General features: G+C 45.7%; 23 protein-coding genes. 14 read left to right on the top strand and 9 right to left on the bottom strand.

Features of this window, described 5'->3' with window-relative positions; all coding sequences use genetic code 11:
* Window positions 1-46 precede the first annotated feature (46 nt).
* The 3 genes from FRZ54_RS04270 (at window position 47) to FRZ54_RS04280 (ending at window position 3,513) form a co-directional block, all read left to right on the top strand.
* The gene (locus FRZ54_RS04270) at window positions 47-1,834 is read left to right on the top strand and encodes a glycoside hydrolase family 2 protein (RefSeq protein ID WP_228462618.1); all 1,788 of its coding nucleotides are present in this window, start codon (window positions 47-49) and stop codon (window positions 1,832-1,834) included.
* Window positions 1,835-2,100: 266 nt separating this feature from the next.
* On the top strand, window positions 2,101-2,700 hold the full coding sequence (locus FRZ54_RS04275; protein WP_147030410.1) for a hypothetical protein: 600 nt from the start codon (window positions 2,101-2,103) through the stop codon (window positions 2,698-2,700).
* Window positions 2,701-2,892: 192 nt separating this feature from the next.
* A complete protein-coding gene (locus FRZ54_RS04280) occupies window positions 2,893-3,513 on the top strand; it encodes a hypothetical protein (RefSeq protein ID WP_147030411.1) in 621 nt (206 codons plus the stop codon).
* Between the two features lie 16 nt (window positions 3,514-3,529).
* Here FRZ54_RS04280 and FRZ54_RS04285 read toward each other — a convergent pair whose 3' ends face one another.
* Window positions 3,530-4,060 (bottom strand): DinB family protein, encoded by a 531-nt coding sequence (locus tag FRZ54_RS04285; RefSeq protein ID WP_147030412.1) that lies wholly within the window; start codon window positions 4,058-4,060, stop codon window positions 3,530-3,532.
* 178 nt (window positions 4,061-4,238) lie between these two features.
* Between FRZ54_RS04285 and FRZ54_RS04290 the strand changes: the two genes are divergently transcribed.
* The 3 genes from FRZ54_RS04290 (at window position 4,239) to FRZ54_RS04300 (ending at window position 8,107) form a co-directional block, all read left to right on the top strand.
* Window positions 4,239-5,864, top strand: coding sequence for a GH35 family beta-galactosidase (locus FRZ54_RS04290; protein ID WP_147030413.1), 1,626 nt, complete (start codon window positions 4,239-4,241; stop codon window positions 5,862-5,864).
* Window positions 5,865-6,060: 196 nt separating this feature from the next.
* Complete coding sequence (locus FRZ54_RS04295; protein WP_147030414.1) at window positions 6,061-6,600, top strand: right-handed parallel beta-helix repeat-containing protein; 540 nt, start codon at window positions 6,061-6,063, stop codon at window positions 6,598-6,600.
* A 193-nt stretch (window positions 6,601-6,793) separates the two neighbouring features.
* Window positions 6,794-8,107 carry a BamA/TamA family outer membrane protein gene (locus FRZ54_RS04300; protein WP_147030415.1) on the top strand — a complete coding sequence of 438 codons (1,314 nt, stop codon included), beginning with the start codon at window positions 6,794-6,796 and terminating at the stop codon, window positions 8,105-8,107.
* Window positions 8,108-8,120: 13 nt separating this feature from the next.
* Here FRZ54_RS04300 and FRZ54_RS04305 read toward each other — a convergent pair whose 3' ends face one another.
* Window positions 8,121-9,383 carry a PQQ-dependent sugar dehydrogenase gene (locus FRZ54_RS04305; RefSeq protein WP_147030416.1) on the bottom strand — a complete coding sequence of 421 codons (1,263 nt, stop codon included), beginning with the start codon at window positions 9,381-9,383 and terminating at the stop codon, window positions 8,121-8,123.
* Window positions 9,384-9,577: 194 nt separating this feature from the next.
* Here FRZ54_RS04305 and FRZ54_RS04310 point away from each other — a divergent pair, with 194 nt between their 5' ends.
* Complete coding sequence (locus FRZ54_RS04310) at window positions 9,578-10,000, top strand: TIGR03067 domain-containing protein (protein WP_147030417.1); 423 nt, start codon at window positions 9,578-9,580, stop codon at window positions 9,998-10,000.
* Between the two features lie 3 nt (window positions 10,001-10,003).
* Here FRZ54_RS04310 and FRZ54_RS04315 read toward each other — a convergent pair whose 3' ends face one another.
* Window positions 10,004-10,447, bottom strand: a complete 444-nt coding sequence (locus tag FRZ54_RS04315; RefSeq protein ID WP_147030418.1) for a DUF1569 domain-containing protein — start codon at window positions 10,445-10,447, stop codon at window positions 10,004-10,006.
* Window positions 10,448-10,601: 154 nt separating this feature from the next.
* Here FRZ54_RS04315 and FRZ54_RS04320 point away from each other — a divergent pair, with 154 nt between their 5' ends.
* Window positions 10,602-12,107: a lipase maturation factor family protein gene (locus FRZ54_RS04320; protein ID WP_147030419.1), complete on the top strand. Its 1,506-nt coding sequence runs from the start codon at window positions 10,602-10,604 to the stop codon at window positions 12,105-12,107.
* 182 nt (window positions 12,108-12,289) lie between these two features.
* On the opposite strand, the gene FRZ54_RS04325 is transcribed toward FRZ54_RS04320, so the two are convergent.
* On the bottom strand, window positions 12,290-13,366 hold the full coding sequence (locus FRZ54_RS04325; RefSeq protein WP_228462619.1) for a Vgb family protein: 1,077 nt from the start codon (window positions 13,364-13,366) through the stop codon (window positions 12,290-12,292).
* Between the two features lie 336 nt (window positions 13,367-13,702).
* Here FRZ54_RS04325 and FRZ54_RS04330 point away from each other — a divergent pair, with 336 nt between their 5' ends.
* Entirely contained in the window at window positions 13,703-14,311 is a 609-nt protein-coding gene (locus FRZ54_RS04330) for a GIN domain-containing protein (protein WP_147030420.1), read from the top strand.
* A 106-nt stretch (window positions 14,312-14,417) separates the two neighbouring features.
* On the opposite strand, the gene FRZ54_RS04335 is transcribed toward FRZ54_RS04330, so the two are convergent.
* The 3 genes from FRZ54_RS04335 to FRZ54_RS04345 form a co-directional block, all read right to left on the bottom strand.
* Window positions 14,418-14,867: a pyridoxamine 5'-phosphate oxidase family protein gene (locus tag FRZ54_RS04335; protein ID WP_147030421.1), complete on the bottom strand. Its 450-nt coding sequence runs from the start codon at window positions 14,865-14,867 to the stop codon at window positions 14,418-14,420.
* Between the two features lie 165 nt (window positions 14,868-15,032).
* The gene (locus FRZ54_RS04340) at window positions 15,033-15,407 is read right to left on the bottom strand and encodes a hypothetical protein (protein ID WP_147030422.1); all 375 of its coding nucleotides are present in this window, start codon (window positions 15,405-15,407) and stop codon (window positions 15,033-15,035) included.
* A gap of 52 nt (window positions 15,408-15,459) precedes the next feature.
* On the bottom strand, window positions 15,460-17,406 hold the full coding sequence (locus tag FRZ54_RS04345) for a glycoside hydrolase family 3 protein (protein ID WP_228462620.1): 1,947 nt from the start codon (window positions 17,404-17,406) through the stop codon (window positions 15,460-15,462).
* Between the two features lie 154 nt (window positions 17,407-17,560).
* On the opposite strand from FRZ54_RS04345, the gene FRZ54_RS04350 reads away from it, so the two are divergent.
* The gene (locus tag FRZ54_RS04350; RefSeq protein WP_147030423.1) at window positions 17,561-18,337 is read left to right on the top strand and encodes an NUDIX hydrolase; all 777 of its coding nucleotides are present in this window, start codon (window positions 17,561-17,563) and stop codon (window positions 18,335-18,337) included.
* 23 nt (window positions 18,338-18,360) lie between these two features.
* On the opposite strand, the gene FRZ54_RS04355 is transcribed toward FRZ54_RS04350, so the two are convergent.
* Entirely contained in the window at window positions 18,361-18,729 is a 369-nt protein-coding gene (locus FRZ54_RS04355) for a response regulator (RefSeq protein WP_147030424.1), read from the bottom strand.
* A gap of 378 nt (window positions 18,730-19,107) precedes the next feature.
* On the opposite strand from FRZ54_RS04355, the gene FRZ54_RS04360 reads away from it, so the two are divergent.
* Window positions 19,108-21,063, top strand: a complete 1,956-nt coding sequence (locus tag FRZ54_RS04360) for a sensor histidine kinase (protein ID WP_147030425.1) — start codon at window positions 19,108-19,110, stop codon at window positions 21,061-21,063.
* A 9-nt stretch (window positions 21,064-21,072) separates the two neighbouring features.
* Here FRZ54_RS04360 and FRZ54_RS04365 read toward each other — a convergent pair whose 3' ends face one another.
* A complete protein-coding gene (locus FRZ54_RS04365; protein ID WP_147030426.1) occupies window positions 21,073-21,717 on the bottom strand; it encodes an START domain-containing protein in 645 nt (214 codons plus the stop codon).
* Between the two features lie 165 nt (window positions 21,718-21,882).
* Between FRZ54_RS04365 and FRZ54_RS04370 the strand changes: the two genes are divergently transcribed.
* The 3 genes from FRZ54_RS04370 to FRZ54_RS04380 are packed head-to-tail and all read left to right on the top strand — an operon-like array spanning window position 21,883 to window position 25,022.
* Window positions 21,883-23,031 carry a histidine decarboxylase gene (locus FRZ54_RS04370; RefSeq protein ID WP_147030427.1) on the top strand — a complete coding sequence of 383 codons (1,149 nt, stop codon included), beginning with the start codon at window positions 21,883-21,885 and terminating at the stop codon, window positions 23,029-23,031.
* A gap of 58 nt (window positions 23,032-23,089) precedes the next feature.
* Window positions 23,090-24,550: a sodium:solute symporter gene (locus FRZ54_RS04375; RefSeq protein WP_147030428.1), complete on the top strand. Its 1,461-nt coding sequence runs from the start codon at window positions 23,090-23,092 to the stop codon at window positions 24,548-24,550.
* On the top strand, window positions 24,540-25,022 hold the full coding sequence (locus FRZ54_RS04380; protein ID WP_147030429.1) for a GNAT family N-acetyltransferase: 483 nt from the start codon (window positions 24,540-24,542) through the stop codon (window positions 25,020-25,022). The genes FRZ54_RS04375 and FRZ54_RS04380 overlap by 11 nt, the downstream gene beginning before the upstream one ends.
* Window positions 25,023-25,024 lie beyond the last annotated feature (2 nt).

A 25,024-nucleotide genomic window follows, 5' to 3' on the forward strand; every position in this document is an offset into this window, starting at 1 on the left:
CGTGTATATCGATGTTTTCTTAAATTATGATTAATTTAACCAAACTATGAGATACAAGTTTTCCCCGTTTGCCCTCTTGCTGCTGTTATGTTGCGCAGCCCATGCGCAAACTGCCATGATAAACATTTATGGCAGAAGCGGCACTTCGTTAAATGGCAAATGGGAAACCATTATCGATCCGTTTGATGTAGGGATAGGCTGGCGGGCAATCTATAAGGATGCCAGGCCCAAAGGGAAAACTGATTTCGTCGAGTACTCTTTCGGCCCCGCTAACACGCTGTACGTGCCCGGCGATTTCAACTCACAGTTGCCCGAACTTACCTATTTCGAAAGCTCGGTATGGTATAAGAAAACGTTCAATTGTCCCGGCTCAAAAGATGGCCGGTTCTTTATTCATTTTGGCGCAGTTAATTACATAGCCGACGTGTACTTCAACGGAAAGAAACTCGGGCATCACGAGGGCGGTTTCACTCCTTTCCAGTTCGAGGTGACGGATCTGATCAAAGAAACAGGCAACTCGCTTATCGTTCGGGCAAATAGCGCGCGCGTTAAAAACGGTATTCCAGGCTCGCTTTTCGACTGGTTCAATTACGGCGGTATAACCCGCGATGTGCAGCTTATAAAAACGAGGCAGATATTTGTGGAAGATTACAAAATTCAGCTCGATCCAAAGGATAACAGCCGCATTACGGGGTATGTTAAACTGGATACCACTCTTGCTGGTAAGCTAATTTCATTGAGCATCCCTGAATTGAAGGTTAATCAAAAACTCGTGACGGATGAAAAGGGCTATGCTGGTGTTAACCTAAAAAAAGGCCTCAAACTGTGGACGCCTGAGCAACCCAAATTGTATGATATTAGACTCAACGTCGAAGGCGATACTGTAGCCGATCGGATAGGATTCCGCAATATTAAAGTAGAAGGAACAAAAATATTGCTGAATGGTAAGCCGGTGTTTTTAAGAGGGGTAAATATTCACGAGGAGATCCCGCAACGTGGAGCTCGGGCCTGGTCGGAGTCTGACGCCAAAACGCTGATCGATTGGGCAAAGGAACTGGGATGTAATTTTGTCCGATTGGTGCATTATCCACATAACGAATACGCCATTAAATACGCTGAAGAGAAAGGAATAATGGTATGGGAGGAAGTACCAGTGTACCAGGGGATAGATTTTGCCGATGCAACAGTAAAGGATAAAGCAGAGCAAATGTTGAAGGAAGTAATAAAGCGGGATAGGAACCGCTGCAACGTTATTTTGTGGAGCATTGCCAATGAAACCAGTCCATCTAAAGAGCGCGACCAGACACTTATAGAACTGGCGAAAGAAGTAAAAATGCTCGACCCCGGCCGCCTGGTTACGGCAGCTTTTAATAATGTTAACAGGCAAGGCGATAAAATGATATTGAAAGATTCTGTAATGAAATATTTGGATGTAATAGGCGTGAATGAGTACATGGGCTGGTATACCGATTGGCCGGGCGAGCCTGAAAAGATGCAATGGGTATCAGATTTTAACAAACCGATGATCATATCCGAATTTGGAGGCGAATCAGTTTATGGCAACAAGGCTGATACCGTCATTAAAGCCAGTGCATGGAGCGAAGACTATGTGGCCAATATATACCACAACCAAATAAAAATGTTTGGCACCATCCCGTTTTTACAAGGGGTGTGCCCCTGGGTACTGGCCGACTTCCGGTCGCCTTACCGTATGCAGTCTACCTATCAAAAGGGCTGGAACCGCAAGGGCCTGTTATCCGACCAGGGCGAAAAGAAAAAAGCCTGGTATATTATGAAAGCATATTATGACGGGTTGAAGGACGGATCGCATTAAACGAAGCAGGGTTACTTAAATGACAAAAAGGAACCAACATCAGCGGTACAAATAAAAAAAGCCGACCACAAGGTCGGCCTTTTTTATGCCGAAATGCCCCGGGGTGGGGAAAAATTAACTTTTGAACACGTCCGTATATTGTTAATTTACAGCTTATTATGTAAATGGCATTAAAATTGTCTTACAGGTGGCGATAACGACTATTGTGATGATGGATTAAAATATAAAGCATGAAATAGAAAGCCATTCACAAATCACCTGACCCAATGAAACCATTCATCCTGCTGCTAATAGCCGTAGTTCCTTTTGTAGCCTGTAAGAAAGCTGCGAAGGTTTCTCCGCAAAAAATAACATCGCCCATAACCGTACCCACTTCGAACCCAATAACTACTGAAATACCCGACACGCTTGCAACCAACGCAGGCGTGAAAATACAAATAGCCAAAGACAGCGTTAATACCGACGAGACCATGCTGCTTTTTTACAAAAGCGCAAACCCCGGGTACGACCCAATGGAAGACGCCCGCTATTTTGCCGGTGGAGGGAAAGTAAGCATTGCAAGCATTTGCGACGACGGCACCGAAATGGCTATAAGTCGCCTGCCATACACTCCCGGCAAAATCATCCCGTTATTTGTGGCCGCAAAAACTGACGGTCAATACCTTTTGAAGATAAGTTATGAAAAAAGCTTTCCTGCCGATAAAAGAGTTTGGCTTCGCGATACCTATTTGAAGGATAGTATTGATTTGCGTACCGGCAATTATCCGTTTGATCTGACGAAAGCCGACACAAACACATTCGGCAGCAGCCGTTTTAAATTGGTTATCAAAACCGGCAACGGTCAGCAATCAATTAATCTTCATTAAGTCATTATTTTTAGTAAACCGGGATTGTTTTCCCCAAAATAACACACTGATTCTCAACACTTCCGGGAAAGAAATCCCCGGTATGATCAGTCGGTATAATTTAGAAGACTTTTTGTAAACACCTCATTATCAATATATTGTTGTTTTGTGGCATTATAGTTGCCTATCTATTTGCACAACAACACCTAATCGATGAAAACGTTAATTTTGTCCTTAATATTAATATCCACTTTGGTTGCCTGTAAAAAGGAAACAATAGCACCAGTAGCTACCCCGGGTAAACCGGCAGGTACTTCGACTACAGCATCGTCATCTACCACGTCAACAACATCAACCTCGACTACATCAACGCCAGTCACCCCGGTTGCTGCTGCCACTGATACCATTCCCGAAATGGCGGGTTTCAAGCTAAAACTTATTGAAGACAACACAAATTATGATGAGGTCTTATTTATGTTTAAGCAGAAATCTTCGACGACTTATGATGCTATGGAAGACGGTAAATATTTTACCGGCAACGGGCAGGTAAGCCTGGCGAGCATTTCGAGTGATGGAACGGACCTGGCAGTTAACAGTTTACCTTATTCCCCCGGAATGTCGATCGGACTGGACGCTAACGCGAAAACCGATGGGACATATACTTTCGACTTAAGTTTTCAGATTAAAATCCCGTATGATGTTCATATCTGGCTGAAAGACAATTTGCTTAATAATAGTGTGGATCTACGCATCACTGACTACACTTTTAAAGTATCCAAGGCAGATCCCAATTCGTTTGGCAACAAAAGATTTGAACTGATCATCAAAAGGTAAGAAACGCGGAGGCATATCAGGGCTGTTTGGCGCCGCGGCTATCCGTCGTAAAGCTTTTGTCATCAGCGGAAGGCCCATAAATGGATGGAACAGCAATATCATTCAGCCTCATATAAACGGTAAGCTGACCTCGATGATGAACCATATGATTGATGGTCGACTCCACGTTCTCCTTTTTCGACGAGCTAAAAAGCACCTGCCCATTTGCCTTTAGGTAAAACAATTCTCCAAGTTCCCCGTCCTTAACAGACAATAAGGTTTCCTTTGCCTCTGCAACATTTTGCTTAAAATGATTCACCATATCCCGTGTACTTGTGGGTTTATAGTGTTGAAAGGTGGCGAAATCGATCTCCGACTTTTTGATGATGTGTGTAATCCAAAGCGGTATCTCGGCCACCAGTAAAGCCAGGTAGCCAAATTCCATTGATTTTTCGTGCGGTTTCCAGCCTGATAATTCAAGCGGGATGCGTTCGAGACATTTCAGGGTTGAAGGAACTTCTGCTTCAAGCTCTTTGGCAAATTCGGCTGCAAACAAGATGTCGTTCATGGAGCGTGGCTTTAATTTTTACAGAACGGATTTGAAAAGGAATGGTTTGCAAATAGAACGCCCGCAACGACATTTTTATACCTTGTATAGGCCCGATTTACAATAATGCTATATTTTTAAACATTAAGGTGCAAACAGTATTTTGTACGGTCTTATTTTTACCGCTTATTTATTACTTATGAAGTATTCCCTGTTACGCCCGGCATTATTGATAATTGTTCTGATAGCCTGTTTGAAGGCGATCCCGGTTTATGGTCAAACAGATGTTCCTATTCCTAAGATCATAGAGAAGAATGGTCGGCACGCCCTTTTGGTTGATGGAAAGCCCTTTTTGATCCTTGGTGGCCAGGCGCACAACTCGAGCGCATGGCCGGGGATGCTGCCGCAATTATGGCGGGCCGTTGAAGAAATGCAAGCTAATACGCTTGAAGTGCCTATTTATTGGGAACAAATTGAGCCACAGCCAGGAAAGTTTGATTTTTCATTGATCGATACTTTGCTGATTCAGGCGCGCAGTCATGATGTGCGCCTGGTATTACTATGGTTTGCCACATGGAAAAATGGCAGCAACCATTATATGCCCCAGTGGATGAAACGCGACGCGGCGAAATATCCTAATATCACCGGCAGGAACGGGCAGCCTGTCGATTCCCCCTCGCCACACGCCCTGGAGACCTTAGATGCCGATATTAAAGCCTTCACCGCTGTTATGCATTATTTGAAGGAGGCCGACAAGCTCCACACAGTGATCTTGGTGCAGGTGGAAAATGAATCAGGTGCATGGGGAAGCGTGCGAGATTATTCTGCTTCGGCACAAAAGCTATTTGAGGGTAGTGTGCCGCCGGAACTTTTGAAACCAGCCTTTCTGAAGGCAATGAATGTTTCTGCGGTAAAAAACGGAACCTGGCAACAGGTATTTGGCGACAGGGCCGACGAGTACTTTCATGCCTGGTCGGTAGCACGTTTTATAGGGCAGGTTGCGGCTGCCGGTAAAGCGGAATATCCATTGCCCATGTATACGAATGCGGCTTTACGCGATCCGCTTACCAATCCGCCCGCTACTAATTACGAAAGTGGCGGACCGACCGATAATGTGATCCCGATATGGAAAGTTGCTGCGCCTGCATTAGACCTGGTTGCCCCGGATATTTATCTTTCGGGGAGCGAAAAGGTTTTAAAAGTTATTGAATTGTATGATCGCCCGGATAACCCGCTTTTTGTACCCGAGGCAGCTCTTGTTGCCGACAATGTAAAATATCTTTATGAAGCGATAGCCCGGGGTGGTATAGGCTTCTCGCCTTTTGGAATTGACGACAACGGCAAGGAGAAATTAATTGATGAAACATCCGGACGCCTTACGCCTTTTGCACAGGAATATGCCGCGGCTTCGCCTATGATGAGCGAACTGGCCCAATGGGCATTTGAAGGGAAGATCAGAGCTGTCGTTGAACGCGAGGACCATGGGAAACAAACTATCGACCTGGGCGCGTGGCAGGCAGTGATATCATTTGGCACTACCCACTCGGGCGATATAAAGCCTAACACCGAGCCAACGGGCAAAGCAATGATTATTCAGTTAGACAATAACAAGTTTATTGTTATCGGCACACAGTGCCATATCACCTTCCAGCCTTCGGGTATAAATTCCGGCAAAGCCTGGCAATATTTAAAGGTAGAAGAGGGCAGCTATGAGAACGGAACATTCCAACCGCTACGAATCCTTAATGGTGATGAGACAGATTGGGGAGGCCCAAGTTTTCGGACCGAACCCCGCGTGCTGCAAATAACGCTGGTTACAAGATAAGTCAGATTGTGTTGTAATTATTACATCTAAAATGGCAAAAGCCCCGGATCGAAAGATCCGGGGCTTTTTGCTTATATAAAATATTGACGCGTAGCGCAAATTACTACAATGCTTTGATAGCAACTGTTACAGAATACCCCTGCAGCCGCCCCGTATAAGACTTATCATTTAATAAAACACATAACAAATATTCGAAATGGCAAAGAACGTAGCAGGATTCGCAGGGAAAGGTATTGCCCTAACTTTAGCATTAACAAGTGTATTTTTTATCTCTTCATGTAAGAAAGATAGCCCGATACAACCAGAAAGCAGCCAGGTTACTATGGCAAATGTGACCAGTAAAACAGCTGAAACAAATTATAAAACTACACAACCTATTTCGCTGAACGGCGCACACGACATAACCATTAGTGGCGATGTGATAAACGGCGGTACTCTTTCGTGCATTGACTTGATCAATTGCTATAACATACACATTACCCGATGTAAATTGGTTAACTCCAGCAAGTTTGCCGTTAACCTATCACAATGCAGCAATATAGTGGTTGACAGTTGTTACATTGACAACGTTGCAACCTGCGTGTATGCCTTTAACAGCAGGGGCGTACAGGTAAAAAATAACAAAATGACAAATCTTCCGGGCCCTCAACCCGTGATGACGGCATTTGAAAACTTGAGTAATAATATCAGAGACGCCGCGAGTAACAGTGCTATCGATAACGAATTGATGCAATGATCGGTTGGTCCGACATAATCATAACAAACAACCGACGCCTTTGAGATGGAGGCCTGATTTTTTAATCATCGTCTTTGCTATTTATTGATATAAACCATTTCTGGCTTTAAATCCTGCTTATAAAACATTTTCTCTGATCTGCTGGTTTAAAACTACTCGAAGCGGGTATTTGCTTTGATGATTAAATCTAACTATGAGAAAGGCATTTTGGTGCAAAGCGATCCTATTGCTGATGTTTATTGGTGTTCGGAGAACTGCCCTTTCGCAGGTTTCGGTATTGCCTGATTCGCTAAAGGCAGATTCTTTATCCAAGATAAAGAAGCGGCAAATCGCCGATAACGTAAATAAGCAGTTTGATTTTGGCGATCTCCTCCGTGTTATTCTTCACCCCAATAAAAAGCCGGATACGCTTCATAAAGGTTTAGGCATAACTGTTGTCCCAAATGTTGCAGCAAACCCAACAATCGGCGGGCAACTGGGCATAAAGGCTGTTGCAGGAAGAAAACTCGGTACCGATCCAAATACATTGCTTTCAACCGGCGCAACCTCTGCTTCTATTACAACCAAGGGAATCATATATTTTTACCTGAATCATAACATATTTACACCCGGAAACAAATGGAACTACCAGGGTAACTTCGTGATAGCCAAAACAGTATCACCCGATCATGGTTTGGGCATAGGGCGCGGCCAGGTGACAGGTAACCCCGCAGAGTCGACCCTTGCTGATCCAACGCATAAAGGTTATGCCATTCATTCTATATATTTTAATATCCGGGAAAAGGTTTATAAAGAGGTGGCCAAACACCTCTTACTTGGCGCCGGCCTGTCGTTCGAGATCAGGCGTAATATCCAGAATAAAGATTCAACTGGTTATTCCACCCCATCGGGCGTTTATAATAGCGAGCACAGCTTTCCACAGGACCGTTATTCGGCAAATGGCTTTCTTTTCAATGTGCAATATATCACCCGCGATAATCCTAATCGTGCCTACAAGGGAATTTATTTTGATGCAGGTATACGGGCCAATCAAACCTGGATAGGTAGCACAAAAAACGCCCTGCAGCTTACAACAGATTTTCGCAAATATTTCAGCCTGTCACAATCAAGCCCCGAATTTGTCATTGCATTTTGGAACTGGGGTTCCTACTTGCTTAGCGGGAACATACCTTATTTAGAGTTACCCGGTACGGGGCGGGACGGAACTTTTCGCAGTGGCAGGGGTTATACCTCGCAATATTTTAAAGGAACCAAATTTAATGATACGGAGCTTGAGCTCCGGTTTCCAATCCTCAGCAATAAATTTATCAGCGGAGTTGTCTTTGGCAATATGCAAACAGGCAACGATGAGCAGGGCACTAAGCTGTTCCAGGTATTTCAGCCGGGCGGTGGCGCAGGTTTGCGTGTACTATTTAATAAAGCCACCCGCACTAACCTGGCATTAGACTATGCCTGGGGTAAATTTGGCAGCAAAGGTTTTTTTCTTAATCTGAACGAGGCCTTTTAGATATATCCGATTGCTATTTGCTTCCCTGGTAAGTAATCTTAAAGATTGCCCCTTTTAAGTCATCCGAAACATACAATGCGCCGTCAGGACCTTGCGCCAGGCCCATAGGACGATACCGGAGCGCAGCACCATTCGGTTTAGCCAGGTCGAAACCGGCAAAGTTATCGGCAAATATTTCCCATTCTCCCGAAGGCTTGCCATTTTTAAAAGGTACAAAGGCTACCAGGTATCCTTTTTTCAATTGGGGCGACTGTCCGTGAAAAACAATAAATGCGCCATTCCGGTATTTTTCAGGGAACATTTTGCCGGTATAAAATAACAGGTCATTGGGGCCTAAGTGTGCGGGAAAAGCAGCTATTGGGTCAAGATATTTCCCTTGAACAGCTTTCTTGCCATCGCCGCCGTATTCAGGAGCAAGCATCTTTTTCTTTTGGAACTGATCGTAATAAACAAATGGCCAGCCTGCGTCGGCCCCCTCATGCAGTTCATACATAGTCTCAGCAGGTAATTCGGCACTTTGCTTAGGTGTATAGTACTGGGGAAATTTATCATCGAACGCCCCCCTGCCATGCTGCATTACAAATAAGGAGTTAGTGGCGTTGTTCCAGTCAATGCCTACCACGTTTTTCAACCCGCGTGTATAATGCACAGCGTCGCCATAGCTTTGATCGGTTTTATTTGTTTTGAATTTCCATACACCTCCCACCGAATCTAAAAGCGGGCATCCAGGTATCCCCTTTCCCGAATCCTTCTCGCGGCAGGTTTCATTGTATGATCCAACTGTTACAAAAAGATCACCCTTACTACCTATTGCTATCGACTTGGAATTATCACGCCCCCGATCTACAAGTCCGCTAACAATTACCTCTGGTTTGCCTGTATCGGTCACCATACCTTTGTCGTCAAGCTTGTATTTGAACACGCCGCTATTGGAAGATGAATAGAGTTCTCCATTATTGATCAGGATACCCGTACCGGGGTAACCTGCAAAGCCGATTTTCCTGTCGATGCTGCCATCATGATTGGTATCCGCCAGGAAGTAAATTCCTTTTCCATCTTTAAGCGAATTTAACTTGACATAAATATCACCCTGGCTGGTTACCGCAAGGTGCCGCAAAGCACCAAGGGAATCGGCAACAATGGATGCTGAAAAACCATCGGGAAGTTTCAGGTCTGCCTTAGGTAGCGAGTTGATTTTACTTTCGCCGGGTTTAGGGTTACTACAGCTCGTTAAAACCGAAATTATGCAAACGCAAAAAATAAAAAGTTTATTCATGATTGGGATGGGGTTGTCGATACAAGCAAAGCTATTAAAAATGTGCTGATTACTTTGGTTATTGAAGTATACAGATGTAAAAGTTCGGCTACAAAAATTTTCGGTGTTTTCGACCATCAGCAAAAGTTAACAGTTCGTTTTATCCGTGATAACAATTCATTATTTTTATTACACATTACTTAAATCAACTGAACATGCGAGCGATCATTTTTATCACCCTGGTTCTCTTCGGTGCCGGTTATGGCGAATTGAGGCACACAAGCATCCAATCCGGTAAGCTCGATGGTGCCTGGCTGCCTGTTAAGGAGGAGTTCGGCGGTAAAACAGTGCCGCCTTCCACCTTTGAGGGGCAAACATTGGTGATAAGCGACAGCACCTACACCTTTACAGCCGAAAGTGTAGATAAAGGCGTGGTCAAATACGGTGATGGGAAAATGGATATTTATGGCAAAGAAGGGGTAAACACAGGCAAACATTTTGCGGCTATTTACAAGTTTGAGAACGATCAACTCGCCATTTGCTATAACCTGAAAGGAGATGGCTACCCCGGGGCATTTGATACCCTGGGCAAGCCCTTATATTTTCTTTGCGTTTTTAAAAAGGAAGTTTCTAAATAAAGCCTAAGTGTTGAATTGTCTCAGGTGATGGTCTATATGCTTGTAGGCAAGCTGCCCTACCTGCTCTTTGGTCATTTTACCGAAAAAGGGATGCACGAAAGCATCATTTGAAAAATTTTCATACGCACTAAGCAGGTTTATCCATTTAGCTTTTTCAGACCGGTAATCGCCGTTCCCGCTAACCACAAAACCGGGAACCGTAGGGCTGTTCCGGCGCACCGGCTTATCATCTTTTAGCATATTCTTCAGTGCCATTTTCCCAAATAGGCGACCCAGGAACATCTGCTTATATTGTTTTTCTCCAAATATCATCTCATCCCATAGCGTACAATGCTTCATCATTTGATAAAGATTCATTTTGCCCCATTGACGCGCGCTATTTTCATTGAGCCTATTGATGCGGCGAATTAGTTCGTTTCTTGTTGTTTTCTCGAATACGGTTTTCATATTTAAAGATAGTGCCTGCAAACAAAACTAACATATTCATACCGGCAAAAAGAGACCGCATTATGACAACTTGCATGGCTGAATGCGCCAGTATTCCCGCTCTGATTATGCCAAACGTTTTTCGTTAATTTTGTTATCTCATAAAAGGTATTGTATGCCACACGCCGCTCCCACTTACTGGCTCACCCGCTTTATGATCCTTCGCTTGCTGGGCATAGTGTATGCAGTTGCCTTTCTTGTTGCCATTAACCAGTTGGTTCCGCTGATAGGTTCCAATGGTCTGCTGCCAATTGGCAACTACTTCAAACAGGTCGGCGATGCGCTCGGCTCAAATGGGGCTGGCTTTGTACGCCTCCCCTCTGTTTTTTGGCTCTGGCACTCTGATACAGCGCTACTGACGGTTGCTTGGACAGGCTTCGCAATTTCCCTCGTTGCTATTGCCGGCTATACCAATGCACCATTGATGGGACTGCTCTGGTTCCTGTATATGTCCATTGTTCACGCCGGGCAGGACTGGTATGGCTATGGCTGGGAGATACAATTGACCGAAACCGGATTCCTCGCTATTTTCCTTTGTCCGTTATTGGATATGCGTCCCTTTCCACGCCGTGCGCCGCCCTTTATTGTTATTGTGTTGTTCCGCTGGCTTATCCTTCGCATTATGCTCGGATCGGGACTTATTAAGTTCCGCGGCGATAAGGTTTGGCGCAATGGCACCGCCCTTTACTATCACTTCGAAACACAACCCATACCCGGTCCGTTAAGCCGGTGGTTTCATTTCATGCCGCGTATCATGCTCAAAATGGGCGTCTGGTTCAATTGGCTGGCCGAACTGGTGGCGCCCTGGTTTATCTTTTGGCCCCGCATAGGGCGTCATATTGCTGGGGTTATTATTATGTTGCTGCAAGTCGTACTTATTTTCAGCGGCAATTTGTCTTTTTTGAACTGGCTCACCATTGTGCCGGCGCTGGCTTGTTTTGATGACGGTTTTTGGTCGCTGATACTTCCCCGGCAGCTCGTCCGCAAGGCTGCTGTCGTTGCTGAAAGCGCTGAAGAATCCATTCCCATGCTCACTACATCATGGGTGGTCGCTGTTGTCATCGCGTTGCTAAGCATTGAGCCGGTGGCTAACTTGCTATCGCCCGGGCAGGTGATGAACACCTCGTTCGATCCGCTCGACCTGGTAAATACTTACGGCGCCTTCGGCAGTGTTGGGCAGCAGCGCCTGAACGTGGTTTTCGAAGGAACAGCCGACGATACTACAGGCAATAAGGCCAACTGGAAACCTTACGTCTATAAATTCCTGCCTGTATTGCTCAATAAAAGGCCTCCGCAAATAGCCCCCTACCAGCCGCACCTCGACTGGCAAATGTGGTTTGCCGCCATGTCGACTTCCGACCAATATCCATGGACCTACAACCTGGCCTGGAAGCTGCTGCATAATGATCCCGGCGCCATAGGCCTGTTTGCCTCTAACCCGTTCCCCGGTAAACCGCCGCGTTGCATACGCGCGGTATTGTACCGTTATAAATTTGCCAGGCCGGGCAACCCGCAGGGCCTTTACTGGGAGCGTGAGCAATTGGGCGAATGGCTGCCCATACTCTCAGCCAATAACACGCAACTCATCAAATATCTGCGCTACCAGGGTTGGATAAAGTAAATACACTAAGTGTTCACGCTAACGTCGCTTGCTAAACTTTAATTGCGGTTATTTATCTCATAACCAATTGTTTAAATTTTGTTGAAGTGGGAAAAGTACCCCGTTTTGCACATTTTCGTGAACATGATTTATTACGGATCTGAAATGTGAAAATACTTTGTTAGACGAATTTCTGTACCCCGCTAAGGCCTCGTCGCCCATGCCAAACCATCGGCTCCTTTTATCGCAATATGCCCGCTTATGGTTAAGGTCTTCAGATCAACAACGGCCACATAATTATCGCCTGTGCAACCGATAAAAGCGCGCGAACCGTCATCATCCACCAAAATACCAGCGGCACCATGACCAGTGCTTACTTGCTTAATTTGCTTGCGCGTCGCGGCATCGAAAATGAACAGATCGCCGGCGCGCAGGCTGCTTATCAGTACAAGCTTGCCATCTGGTGTGAAAGCAAGACGGTTGGCGCCTTGTACCTTTGCGTCAATACTGGTTGTTACTTTTTCGGTAGCAAGATCGATCACTGTAACTATCCCATCCCCGGCCCCTGCGGTCCACAACTCCTTGCCGTCCGGTGAAACATCAAACCCTTCCGAACCTTTGCCTACAGGAATCACGGTTTGTACCCATTCTTCGCGTGCTGGTGGCGGCCCGCCCGCGGAACCATTCGGCGGCGGTGGCCCGTTTTGAAAGCCACGTGGTTTCATCAAACTATCTGTCAAAATGCTTACCGTTGCCGACGATACATTGGTGGTGTATACCTTTTTCCCATTGCCGGTAACGTATATCATGTGCGTGCGGTCCTGCCCGGTTCCCATGCACCAGTCAAATTTGCCAGTCGCCGGGTCATACCGGACAACGGTTTTGGTGCCTTCGGCAGTAAACCAAAGCTTACCGTCGGCAAACGTTACCCCATGCGGGCCCATAAAAGGTTTGGTATCAATGCTGGGTAAAGCCTTTTGACCGGCAAGATCGACCACACTCAATTCGTGCAGGCTGCCGCCACCGTAAATAGTAACATAAGCTGTTTTGCCATCGGCCGAAGCAATTACCTCATGCGGATCGGGGCCGACGGGCACCCGCGCCAAAATTTTCAGCGATGCCGGATCGATAATGGCCAGCGTGTGATCAACTTTTGAAAGCGCAAGCAACGCACGTTTGGGCGTTGGCTGGGCGGTGCATTGGGTTGCTGTTAATGCAATCAGTATCCATATAGTGGCAACGGTTGTTTTAAAAAAGCGATGGCAGGGTGGTGTTCTCATGTTATTCAAGGATTGAAGAGATAAATAAATTGTTACTTAGCTGGGGGCATGCTCTGTACCGGTCAACAGGTAAGCGCTATATCTTAAACAAATTTAACTAATCTTTCGCCGCACAGGTCAATATATCGACAGCAGCCCCGGGTTTACCGACCAGCAATTGTTTTTAGCCGATAAATACGTTTAAAACAAGCTATAATCAATTAATTACCATTTATTGACTAGAAGGCTCCATTCGTCTATACCCGTGGCATGGCGGTCTATTTCGTTTTGCGGAGTGTTAGATAAGCCGTTGCTTTGGACATTGAAAACAACAAACAACTCAAAAATATTAAGACAATGAAAAAGACAATCTTAACCGCCGCAATCGCCCTCACAACAGTATTCGGCATCAGCCTTTCCGCCAGAGCAGTAACAGGCAGCAAAACGGAGATCAGCACTACGCTAACCGAAGTTAGTAACATCAACCAAATAGAAGTGCGCGGCAATGTTCAGCTTTATCTTACCACCGGCAACCAGGACAAGGTAACCGTGTACAATAACTATTATGCCGATAACGCCCTGGTGCAGCAGCAAAACGGTGCATTGCGCATCACCTCGTACGCAGCCGATAAACTTGTGGTTTGGGTAACCGTTAACGACCTTTCCAAACTGTCGGCCTTCGATGGTGCACAGGTTAAGTCGTTCGGTAAGTTCTCGGCGCTTGATCTGACGATAGATCTGCACAACAACGCTTTTGCTCAACTGGATATGGAAGCCTATAATACATCCGTTACTTTAACCGGCCATGCCGGCGCAAACCTTAGCGGTTCGGCGCAAAGCAGCATCTTACGGTTCGACCACTCTTCGTATCTGAACACTACGGCCTTTATCGCCGAAAGCGTAACCGAAAAAGTACAGCCACCCCCGTTCAGGCATTTTCATCACTATGATTTTGCATCGCTTTGATCTCTCATTTACTCATCATACCCCTACGCTATAATACAATGGGCCGAAGTACAAAACTCCGGCCCGTTTTTTTGTTTGGATAAAAGATAAGAGAGCAATTTATACTTTAATTTTCAAACCGACCTGTCTTACTGATCGGTATAACCTTAAAAATAACCAGTTCGAGGCGGGTAGCAATATCGTCCTCTTTTTCGGCAATGCCGTGTGACGGATGGTCCTTCGGATTGTCGGCGAACGGCATAATGCGATGGATGAGCCCCTGCATGGCTCTTTCTTTTTCGGCCATATCGGTTATCTCTTCAAACTTGCCCAGCACAATCACGCTTTGCCACTTAAATACGCTTTTAATATCATCAACCAAGAAGCATACTTTTGGGTTTTTGCGCATGATCTCGATTTTCTTCCCTATAGCAGAATGGAAGAAAATATGGGTGCCGTTATAGAAATAATTGATCGGGACGATATACGGGACACCATCGGCCTGGCAAGCTATCCTGCCGATAACCTGTTGCTTCAACAGGGTTTCCATTTGTAGTTCGCTCAGTTCGCCTAACATGTTCTGAAAATTTAATTTTAAAGTTTCGTGCCTTTTATCGTAAAGATGCGCGTTTTTGAAAACAGTTAAAATGACACAAGTCATGTTAAAATGTGAAGACGGGCACGCCAGCAAAAAGCCCCGGGCACCTTTCGGGCCGGGGCTGCGTATTCTAACCGTGGGCCGTTACGGTTTGATGCGATCGGCAACTGCATCGAACATACCCATCAGGCTGCCGGTGGCGTGGTCGTCGTCTTTTTTGTTCAACACCAGGTTCACATCGTAACCCTGCGCCGTAAAATAAAGCGTTACTTTATCGTTTTCCTGCTCGATATTGGTCAGCGGCGTTTCGGTATTGGATGTTGTGTCGATCATCACACCTTTCAAATGCCCTACTGAATCGACAATATTAAACTTTAAACGCGCATCGCCCTGCGGAAGGCCCTTTAACAAGACGCTCCATTTCCCGATAAAATAATTAGGCGCCGCCTGGGCATTTGCTTTTACCGCCCCCGCTACCAGCGCCAGGGCAATAAGGTTACAGAATAGTACTTTTTTCATGTTTAAATTTTTGTTTGGATTTCTAAATCGGGTTTAATATTTGCAGATCAGTTTAATAGCTTAGGCCGGCACCGAATTTGTACAGCGGGTCCTTTGAATCGTAGGGCATATCTTCCTTTTGGTTGCGCACCGCTTCCATTGACGATGGCAGCTCGATAGGGAGGTGACCCTGCGGCTTGTATTTACCAAAAACAACTTCCAGCAGCGCCGCGTCGCTCGATCCGAAACTGGCGAACAACGCTTTGGCATTCGCGCTTATCTCGGGTATCACCGCCGGGCGGTCAATGTAGATATCGACTACGGTAGGAACCGTTTTCTCGAGATCGAGGATATCCTGCAATTGCTTGCCTTTAAAATCAAGATCACCCCAGTGGAACATCTGTGCAATAAAATTGCCTTTGGCTTCCGGGATCGGATAATTTGGTGTTTGCAGCCTGATGATGGCAATGTCGGCTCCTTTCGGATCGGTTACTACGGTGCCGTATTGCGCCGCCAGTCTGGCATCGACATTTTTAACATAGATCTTCAGCTTGTTTGGTGCCAGGGGTAAGGTATGAGCGTCGTTTTTTAACAGGGTTAACGACCGGCGCATAGCGTCCTGCCCTGCAGCCATAAAGTCGGCGCTTCCGACTATCTCAGCTGCCTTTTTCTCATCGACAAAAGGGTTGTCAAACAGGCCGAGCTGAAATTTGAGGCGCAGCAGCCGTACGATAGATTCATCGATACGTTTCTCGCCCACTTTGCCTTCCTTCACAAGTTTTACAATCACGTCGGGCAGGTTCTCGCCGCCAAACTGATCTACGCCGGCATCGATGATCCTTTGCACACGTTCCTCGGTATTCAGGTTTTCGACACCCCAGGCCCTTGCCGGGAAATTTACCGGACCGATCTTAGAATCTGTCACCAGGCCCCAGTCGGTACAAACAACGCCTTCGTAATGATATTTTTTGCGGAGCAGTTCGGTTATAATGGCTTTATTGTACGAAAAACCCACTTCGGGTATATCTTTTTGCCCCATCGGAACGCCGTAATAGGGCATTATAGCGGCGGTACCGGTTTTAAAGGCAGCTTCGAAGGGGATAAGATGGTATTTGAAATTGTTACCCGGGTAAACCTCGCCTTTCTGAAAATTGAAGTGCGGGTCGAGACCATCTTTCTGCGGACCGCCACCCGGGAAGTGCTTGGTCATCATGGCAACGCTGTTTGGCCCAAGCTTTTCGCCCTGGTAACCTTTGATGTATGCAGTGGCCATGCGTGATGAAAGCGCGGCATCTTCTCCAAAGGTACCGGCTATGCGTGGCCAGCGTGGCTCGGTTGCCAAATCCACCTGCGGATGCAGGCCCTGGCGTATGCCGGTGGCCAGGTATTCCTGCCGCGAAATGTTGGCGAATTTTTCGGTCAGCTTATCATCGCCGGCAGCAGCCAAACCAAGTGGGTCGGGCCACATCGAAAACGTCTTAGCCGACATGGCGAATATCCCTGCACCACCCTGGTTACGCGGATCGGATGCGATGGTAAGCGGGATACCCAAACGGGTTTTTTCCTGGTACTGCTGTATGCGGTTGTACCACATGGCCAAAGTATCGGGCGCAGGAACCACAAACAGGTTAAAATGTGTTATATGATGCTTGTCAATCTCGTTGACACCAACGGGCGATAAGCTTGCCAGCAAGCCCGAGGCCGGCTTGTCTTCGATGGTGCCATCGGCATTAACACGTATTGGCGAGTAAAACATCATACCGGCTTTTTCTTCCAGTGTCATTTGCTTTAACAAGTCCTGTACCCGCTTTTCAACCGGCTGTTTCGGATCCTCGTAAATGTCCATTTTGCCATTCTTGTTCAGGTCGCGGTAAGCGACATCACCCTGCATCCTGACCAGGCTGGATTTTGCGTTAACTTCCGGAGGCAAACCGTTGCCGACCCGGTTTTTTGTAAAAGCAAGTACCGCCAGCAACGCACCGGCGCCGGCCGCGGAAATAAGTAAAGTATTGATCTTCATGCAGAAATAGTTTGGTTAATTGGTTCAAAAGAAGTGGGAATTACTTTTTGAAGCCGCCACCCTTTCATTTGTTAAAAACTAATAAATGAAGGTATGTAATTTTATTTATACATTTATTAAAATTTAATAAATAATTTTTTTCTTAGCGCCGGAGATGGAAACCTTAAAGGAAATTCAGGATTTTTTTCATAATGGCTATGTCGATTACCGACCGAACCTGACCGTGGATTGCGCCATTTTTGGTTATCACGGCGGCGAATTGCAATTGCTGTTGGTAAAAAATAAGGTATTTACCAAGTGGTGCCTGCCGGGCGGCTATGTACGGAAAGACGAGAACCTTGACAGGGCGGCGGCAAGGATAACAGCCGAACGGGCTGGCCTCGAAAATCTTTTCCTGAAACAATTCAAAACTTTTGGCGAGCCCGGCAGAAACAGCCCGCGGTCGGTTGACGGCGACAAACTTTTAGAACTTACCGGCATCAGGATCAGTGAAGAAAGCTGGCTGACCGGGGAAACGGCGTCTGTGGGTTTTTATTCGATAACAGACATGGTGAACGCCAACCCCAAAGCTGATTTTCTGTCCAGCGAATGCCGCTGGTTTTCCATAGATCAATTGCCACCACTGGGCTTCGACCATGACGAAATGGTACGCGAAGCACTATTTACCATGCGGATGCACCTGTATCACTTCCCGATCGGCAAAAACCTCCTGCCAGCGAAATTTACACTGAAGGAGATCAGGCAATTTTATGAGGTCATGTCGGGCAAGCAACTCAATGCTTCCAACTTCCCTAACAAACTAATATCGCTCGGATTGATCGTCAAACTTGACGAAAAACGGAATATCGGCGCCCACCGTTCGCCTACCTATTACAAATTTGATGACGAGGTGTACGAAGGTGCACTAAGCGAGGGGCTGGTGTTAGTTTAGCATGAATACCGGTAATTAAATAACTACGCGACTGCACGGGTATATTTGTTTACTTTTTCGATGATATGATCGAGATCGAATGGTTTTCTGATAAAGTCATCGGCACCGCATATTTCCTTTGCCTGTTCGATATCATGGCTCGCCGAAATGAAGATAACCGGGATGTGTTTCAGATCATCCTGTTGTTTTATGTAGCGGCACATGTCTTTGCCATTTTCGCCATCGAGTTTTATGTCAAGCATCACCAGGTCGGCCTCGTTGTTATGCAGCTTTTCGCGTACGTGGCCGGTATCGCCCAAGCTGATCACATTCAACCCCTGCTCTTCCATGATCATGCTGATCATCTCGCCGATGATCGGGTCATCTTCAACTATTAATACTGTGCTTTTCATATCATTAAAATGGCTTTATTTTCTCCATTCAATTATTGAACCAATTGTTCCGTTAAAGGTCCCGGATTGCTTTTGATTTTGTTTTGGCCCGTTTCCCTGGATTTATGGGGAAAATTTCCGGCCGGCAGCCCTAAAAAAGCAAACAGTACTGGAGTTTTTTTAAGACAGTGCACATCCTCCGGCAAGTTGCGTGTGCCCTATCAAAACAGGTGAAAATTACCCCCCTGGATACATTGCTTTAGCTTACCATCGTTGCTTTAAAAGAAAATTTTAATTAACTGATTATCTGCATATTGTTATGATAATTAAAATAATTTCCCTTTTATTGTAACCCGTTGATCGCCGACGCCGTAAATACACGCGGGGATTTGGGGTATCATGCAGAAAAAAACAGCGTTTTTCGCTCCTGAGAACAACCGGGTAAAGGTTGATAAATGGGAAAACATACCACTATGGTGTGCGGGCACTGTCGTTTCTATCGCGATACTTGCACTCATAGGCTGGTGTTTTGATATCAGCGCGTTCAAAGCCTTCATGTCCGACGGCATTAATATGACGGTTAATACCGCGCATTTATTAATCCTGGGGGGGCTTTCTCTTGCTTTGCTGCATTCGGGCCAGGTGAAAGCCGCACGCATACTCCTTACCGTAAGCCTGTTGTTTGCACTTGTTATCATTTATGAACATATCGCAGGTGTCAACCTGCATATCGACAGGTTTCCTGATGCTGTGTACGCCGATAAAGCGAAAGTCGAAAATTCCGGCCGTACCCCCTTGCTGATGGCTTTATATACCGTACTCAGTTCAACGGCTTTGTTATTGAGTTCGGCGAAGCGTTACTATACGGCACAGTTTATCAGCACCACGCTGGTTGTACTGATCTATATTTCGCTGCTGGGTATCTTGTTCCATTTTTTTGGTTTTAATTTTTCGTCGGGCGTTGCAGGCCCCGCATTCCATACGGCAGCTTCCTTGTTGCTGCTTGCGGTAGGCACGATACTTTTAGAACCCGACGAAGGCTGGATAAAGTTGTTGTACCGGCGCATAGCACGAAAGAACCTGCTGATCTATTTACTGGGATATATCCTTGCCGCAGCGCCGCTTTTTGCGGCTATGTACCTGTTTGTGATGAAAAACAGTACCATTGCGCCGGCGTCGGATATGCTTGTGCTGTTCCTGCTTACTATCATCCTGAGTGTGCCTGTAGTTTATTTCCTGATACAACTATTTAACCGATTGGACGAAGAGGTGCGCGGGGCACATGAACAATTGAGGATCGCGGTACATGCTTCCGGGTCGGGGGTATGGGACATCGACTTGCACATGGGCACCCTTACTTACTCCGACCAGTTTGCGCATTTGCTTAACGCCACAAACAAGCCAATGGTAAATGCAAAAGCGCTATGGTTCCGCCTTCATGCTGACGACGTGGATATGGCCCAAACTGCTTTTACCAAAGCTGTTCGTTCGGGCCGGTTAGAATTTAAAGCAAGGATACTCGCAGAAAATGGCAGGATACGCTGGTTGCAATTTTACGGTGAAACTCAGCGCGACAAGAATGGGACCGCCATCAGGATGCTTGGTACGGTAATGGATATTACCGCTCAAAAAGAATTGGAGCAGCAAAAAGATGAATTTATCAGTGTTGCCAGCCACGAATTAAAAACGCCGTTGACCTCGTTGAAATCTTATGTGCAGCTTGCGCATATGAAAGCGAAGCCGCTTGAAGACCAGGCTATCTCGGGTATGCTGGAAAGGGCCGAAACCCAGGTAAATAAAATGACCCGCATGATCGGCGATTTTTTAAATGCCGCCCAATCCGAAGCCGGGAAAATGGTTTTGAACAAGGAAGAGTTTTTACTGGACGAACTGATCCGTGAAGTTATTGCCGACCTTTCTGTAAACAATCGCAAACAGCCGATCAGTTTAAACGACTCTTTGCCGGTAAAGATCAATGCCGACCGTGAAAAAATTGCACAGGTATTGGCCAACTTAATAGGTAATGCGGTCAAATATTCTATCGGCGAAAAGCCGGTAACACTGCATTGCCGCAGGGAGCACGGGCGGGCACTGGTACGTATAGACGACCATGGCATAGGCATCAGCGACGAAGACAAACTACATTTATTTGACCGGTTTTACCGCTCGGGAAATCCGAACACACGTACTATTTCCGGTTTCGGCATAGGGCTCTACGTGTCGGCAGAAATCGTAAAACTGCACGGCGGCACCATCGGTGTGGAAAGTGAGATAGGAAAGGGATCCAGCTTCTGGTTCGACCTGCCGGCAACTACTACTGTCAGTAACCCCGTTGAACAACTGACGATGAAATAACACGTTTTATCAGTTCCGGATATAATCCAACTTTACTTTTTTGTAAACAGGCTTTTGCAGATGGATCTTTAATTTTTTAAAGCTTTGCGACGGCCCCGTGGTAGCGAACATATTGGTTAACCAGGCAGGTATGCTTCCCCCCGGATCGGCATGAAGCGTATAAACCACCTTTACCTTGTCTTTGCCAATGGGCGATAGCACCCACCTGCCTGTGGAATTGGTGACACGTACTACTTTATCTTTTTTGGGTACCATATCCGCAACACAGGGGGCATCAATGGTTACCACCCTGGTCGCCGTATCCTGCGATACGATGAGATGAGCAATAAAATCGCGATCACTGACGGGCCAAGGCATCACTACCATCGAATAATAATACATTTCCGATGGAGATACCTGCTTTACTATATAATTTGACGAAGTGTGATACAGCCACTCTTCGCTGGTTTTAACATCCATTAAAACAGCAACCAGTTGCGATAAGGTTGCATCCAGTTCACATTCAACCTTTATGGCTTTGATCTTTGAATTGGTAACGTCGCGGGTAAATATCCTGACGCCATCGTTATCCTGTTTCAGCGACCAGCCATCGTTACTTTGGCCGAAACAAAAATTTGCAAACAATAAAAATAACAGAGTAATACGTTTATACATAGCGGTCAAAACTAAAAGTTAATGCCGTAATAAATTTCGGCGCAATGTAAACTTTGCGGCGCTTCCGGTTGTGTGTGACGAATATCATTTATATTCATGATGATACTCCTCAGGTTTTGAAGAACGGCCAGGTAATTTTGTATCATAAGTCCGGGATTTTCCACCATGACCGAAAAGCAATTATTCGCAAGTAACACCAGCCTGGTATTAAAAGATTTACTGGACGAGATCAGTTCAAAATCGGCCATGACTATAGGTTACCCAGTATCAAAAGATTTTGATTACAGCGAGCTTTTACCTTTCCTGAAATATCCAATGAACAACGTGGGCGATCCTTTCATCCCCTCAACTTATACCGTAGGGTCGCGGGAGTTGGAAAAAGAGGTGATTGCTTTCTTCTCACGCCTTTTCAGGGCCGAAGAAGATAATTGGTGGGGGTATGTAACTAACGGCGGCTCGGAAGGCAACCTTTACGGCTTGTACCTGGCCCGGGAGTTGTATCCCAAAGCTATAGTTTATTATTCGGAAGCCACCCATTATAGTGTGCAGAAAAATCTGCACCTGCTGAATATGCCTAATATCGCTATCCGATCGCAAGCCAGCGGAGAGATAGATTACGAGGACCTTGAAAAAACGATCAGCATAAACAGGCAAATGCCAGTGATCATTTTGGCCAATATAGGGACCACTATGACCGAGGCACGGGATGACGTCGGGAAAATGAAAACCATATTTAAAGATCTGGCTATCCAGCATCATTATATTCATGTCGACGGGGCGCTCGCAGGAAGTTACGCCGCATTTGTAGAACCCAGGCCTGCTTTCGATTTTGCCGATGGCGCCGATAGTATTGCTATCAGCGGGCACAAATTTTTTGGATCGCCGATACCATGTGGTATTATCATTGCTAAAAAAAATCACCGCGACCGCATTGCAAGGTCCATTGATTATATAGGCTCGCTCGATACAACTATATCCGGCTCACGAAACGGGCTAACGCCCTTGTTCTTGTGGTATACCATCACCAAATTAGGTATCGAAGGACTGAGGCAGCGTACGATGGATTGCCTCGGTGTTGCAGCCTATGCTGAAGCGATGTTAAGGCCAATCGAACCAATGGTGTGGAGAAACTCTTCTGCGTTGACCGTCAATATACCAAAACCCGATACCGGACTTGTAAAAAAATGGCAGCTGGCCTCCGGGCCGGAATGGGCGCATATCATTTGCATGCCTGGCATATCTAAAGGTCAAATAGACGCATTCGTAGCTGACCTGGCATTGCACAAAACAGGGTGTAGCGTGCCCGTTGAATGAACCCCGTTTTCTAATTTTTCCTACCTTTAGCCGGTAGCCGTTACTATAATCCGCTTGCATGAGTGCGTCATTGATCCTTTTTATCATCCTGGCCTATTTCGCACTGTTGATGCTTATTGCACGGCTAACATCAAGGCATAATAAGGCTAACAGCTTTTTTGATGGCGACAGGTCATCTCCCTGGTTCCTGGTAGCATTCGGAATGATAGGATCGGGCATTTCGGCAGTTTCACTCGTCTCCATTCCGGGCAATGTCGGCAATAATAACCTGTATTATTTCCAGTTTATCCTGGGTACCATTGTGGGCTACCTTTTTATTGCATTCGTACTAATGCCTATTTATTATAAGCTTAAACTGGTATCTATTTATACTTACCTCAATATCCGTTTTGGCAACGTCACTTATAAAACCGGCTCCCTGTTCTTCCTGGTGTCACAGTCGTTTGGGGCTGCGTTGCGATTGCTTTTGTCCGTTAAAATTTTACAGTATGCTTTTTTTGATGGATTGCATGTCCCCTATTTTTTAACCATAATTATTGTATTGATGCTTATTTGGTTGTACACCAACAAATCGGGCATCAAAACCATAGTCTGGACGGATGCCCTGCAGTCGCTATTTTTAATTACCGTAATGATAGTTTCAATCATCACTATCAAAAGCTCGCTTGGCCTGTCCTTTGCAGGCATGATTGCCGCAATCGTTCATCATCCCTATGCAAAGTTATTTGACTGGGACGCCCATTCGGGCTCGAATTTTTTTAAGCAGTTTATTTCGGGGGTTCTGATCACTGTAGCGCTGGTTGGGCTTGACCAGAGCATGATGCAAAAAACGTTGACCATCAACAATGTCAGCGGAGCTAAAAGAAATGTATTGACTTTTAGTTTCTTTATTGCAGGCGCCCAAACCCTATTTTTGGGCCTTGGGGTTTTACTTTACCTGTTTGCCGAACGCCACGGCATACACCTTAGTGCAAAAAATGGGCAGTTTATGGATACTGACGGTTTGTATCCCTTTCTCACGTTAAATTACTTCGGGAAAATAGGCGCGGTCGCTTTTTTTATTGGTGTTGTGGCATCCACCTTTGCCAGTATAGATGCGTGTATTGCTGCGCTAACAACCGCGTTCAGTTACGATTTCATGAACATCGAAAGTAAATCGCCTACCGATAAAAATAAGATAAAAAATGCTGTGCTGCTTGGGGTCAATGGGGCTATGTTTATAATTGTGATGGCATTTTGGAGCAGCGAGGGGGCAATCATTAATACCATTTTCAAAATAGCCGGGTATACTTACGGACCAATTTTAGGGATATATTTAACCGGCCTGTTTTCGGACATCCGGTTAAAAGAAAAATGGGTTCCTTTGGCCTGCATTGGTGCCGCAACTATAACCTTGTTTTTGAATTTATTATTCATGGCACAGTTTCAATTTGACCTTGGGTTTATGAACATCCTGGTAAATGCTTTGCTTACCATTTTATTTTTGACAGTTATAAAAAGGAAGACCAATGCGGCCTGATAATATACAGCTAACGTCGGACCCGGATGACTTTGCCATTTGCGCCGGTATGATGGCTGTATCCGATCCCTGGGAGACATTGGGTTTGGGTTACGACCAGTGTCTCAAGGCATTTGACGGCCAGTTTAAGGAAGTATTTGTATTAAAAAATGAGGCCGAAATAATGGGCTTTGTCATCATGCAAACGCAGGGAACATTTAAAGGATATATACAAACTATTTGCATCGGTGCCGCTTACAGGGGACTTGGATACGGAACCAAAATTCTTGAATTTTGCGAGGGCCGTATTTTGAAGTATTCGCCCAATATTTTTATCTGCGTCAGTTCGTTCAATAAAGACGCTATAAGGCTTTATACCAAATTTGGGTTTGAATTGGTTGGCGAACTGAAGGATTTTGTCAGAAAGGGGTTTACCGAACTTTTAATGCGAAAGACTGTTGGGCCAATTGTTGATTATAAAACCGGATCATAGAT

The sequence above is a fragment of the Mucilaginibacter ginsenosidivorans genome, assembly GCF_007971025.1.
Taxonomy (GTDB): domain Bacteria; phylum Bacteroidota; class Bacteroidia; order Sphingobacteriales; family Sphingobacteriaceae; genus Mucilaginibacter; species Mucilaginibacter ginsenosidivorans.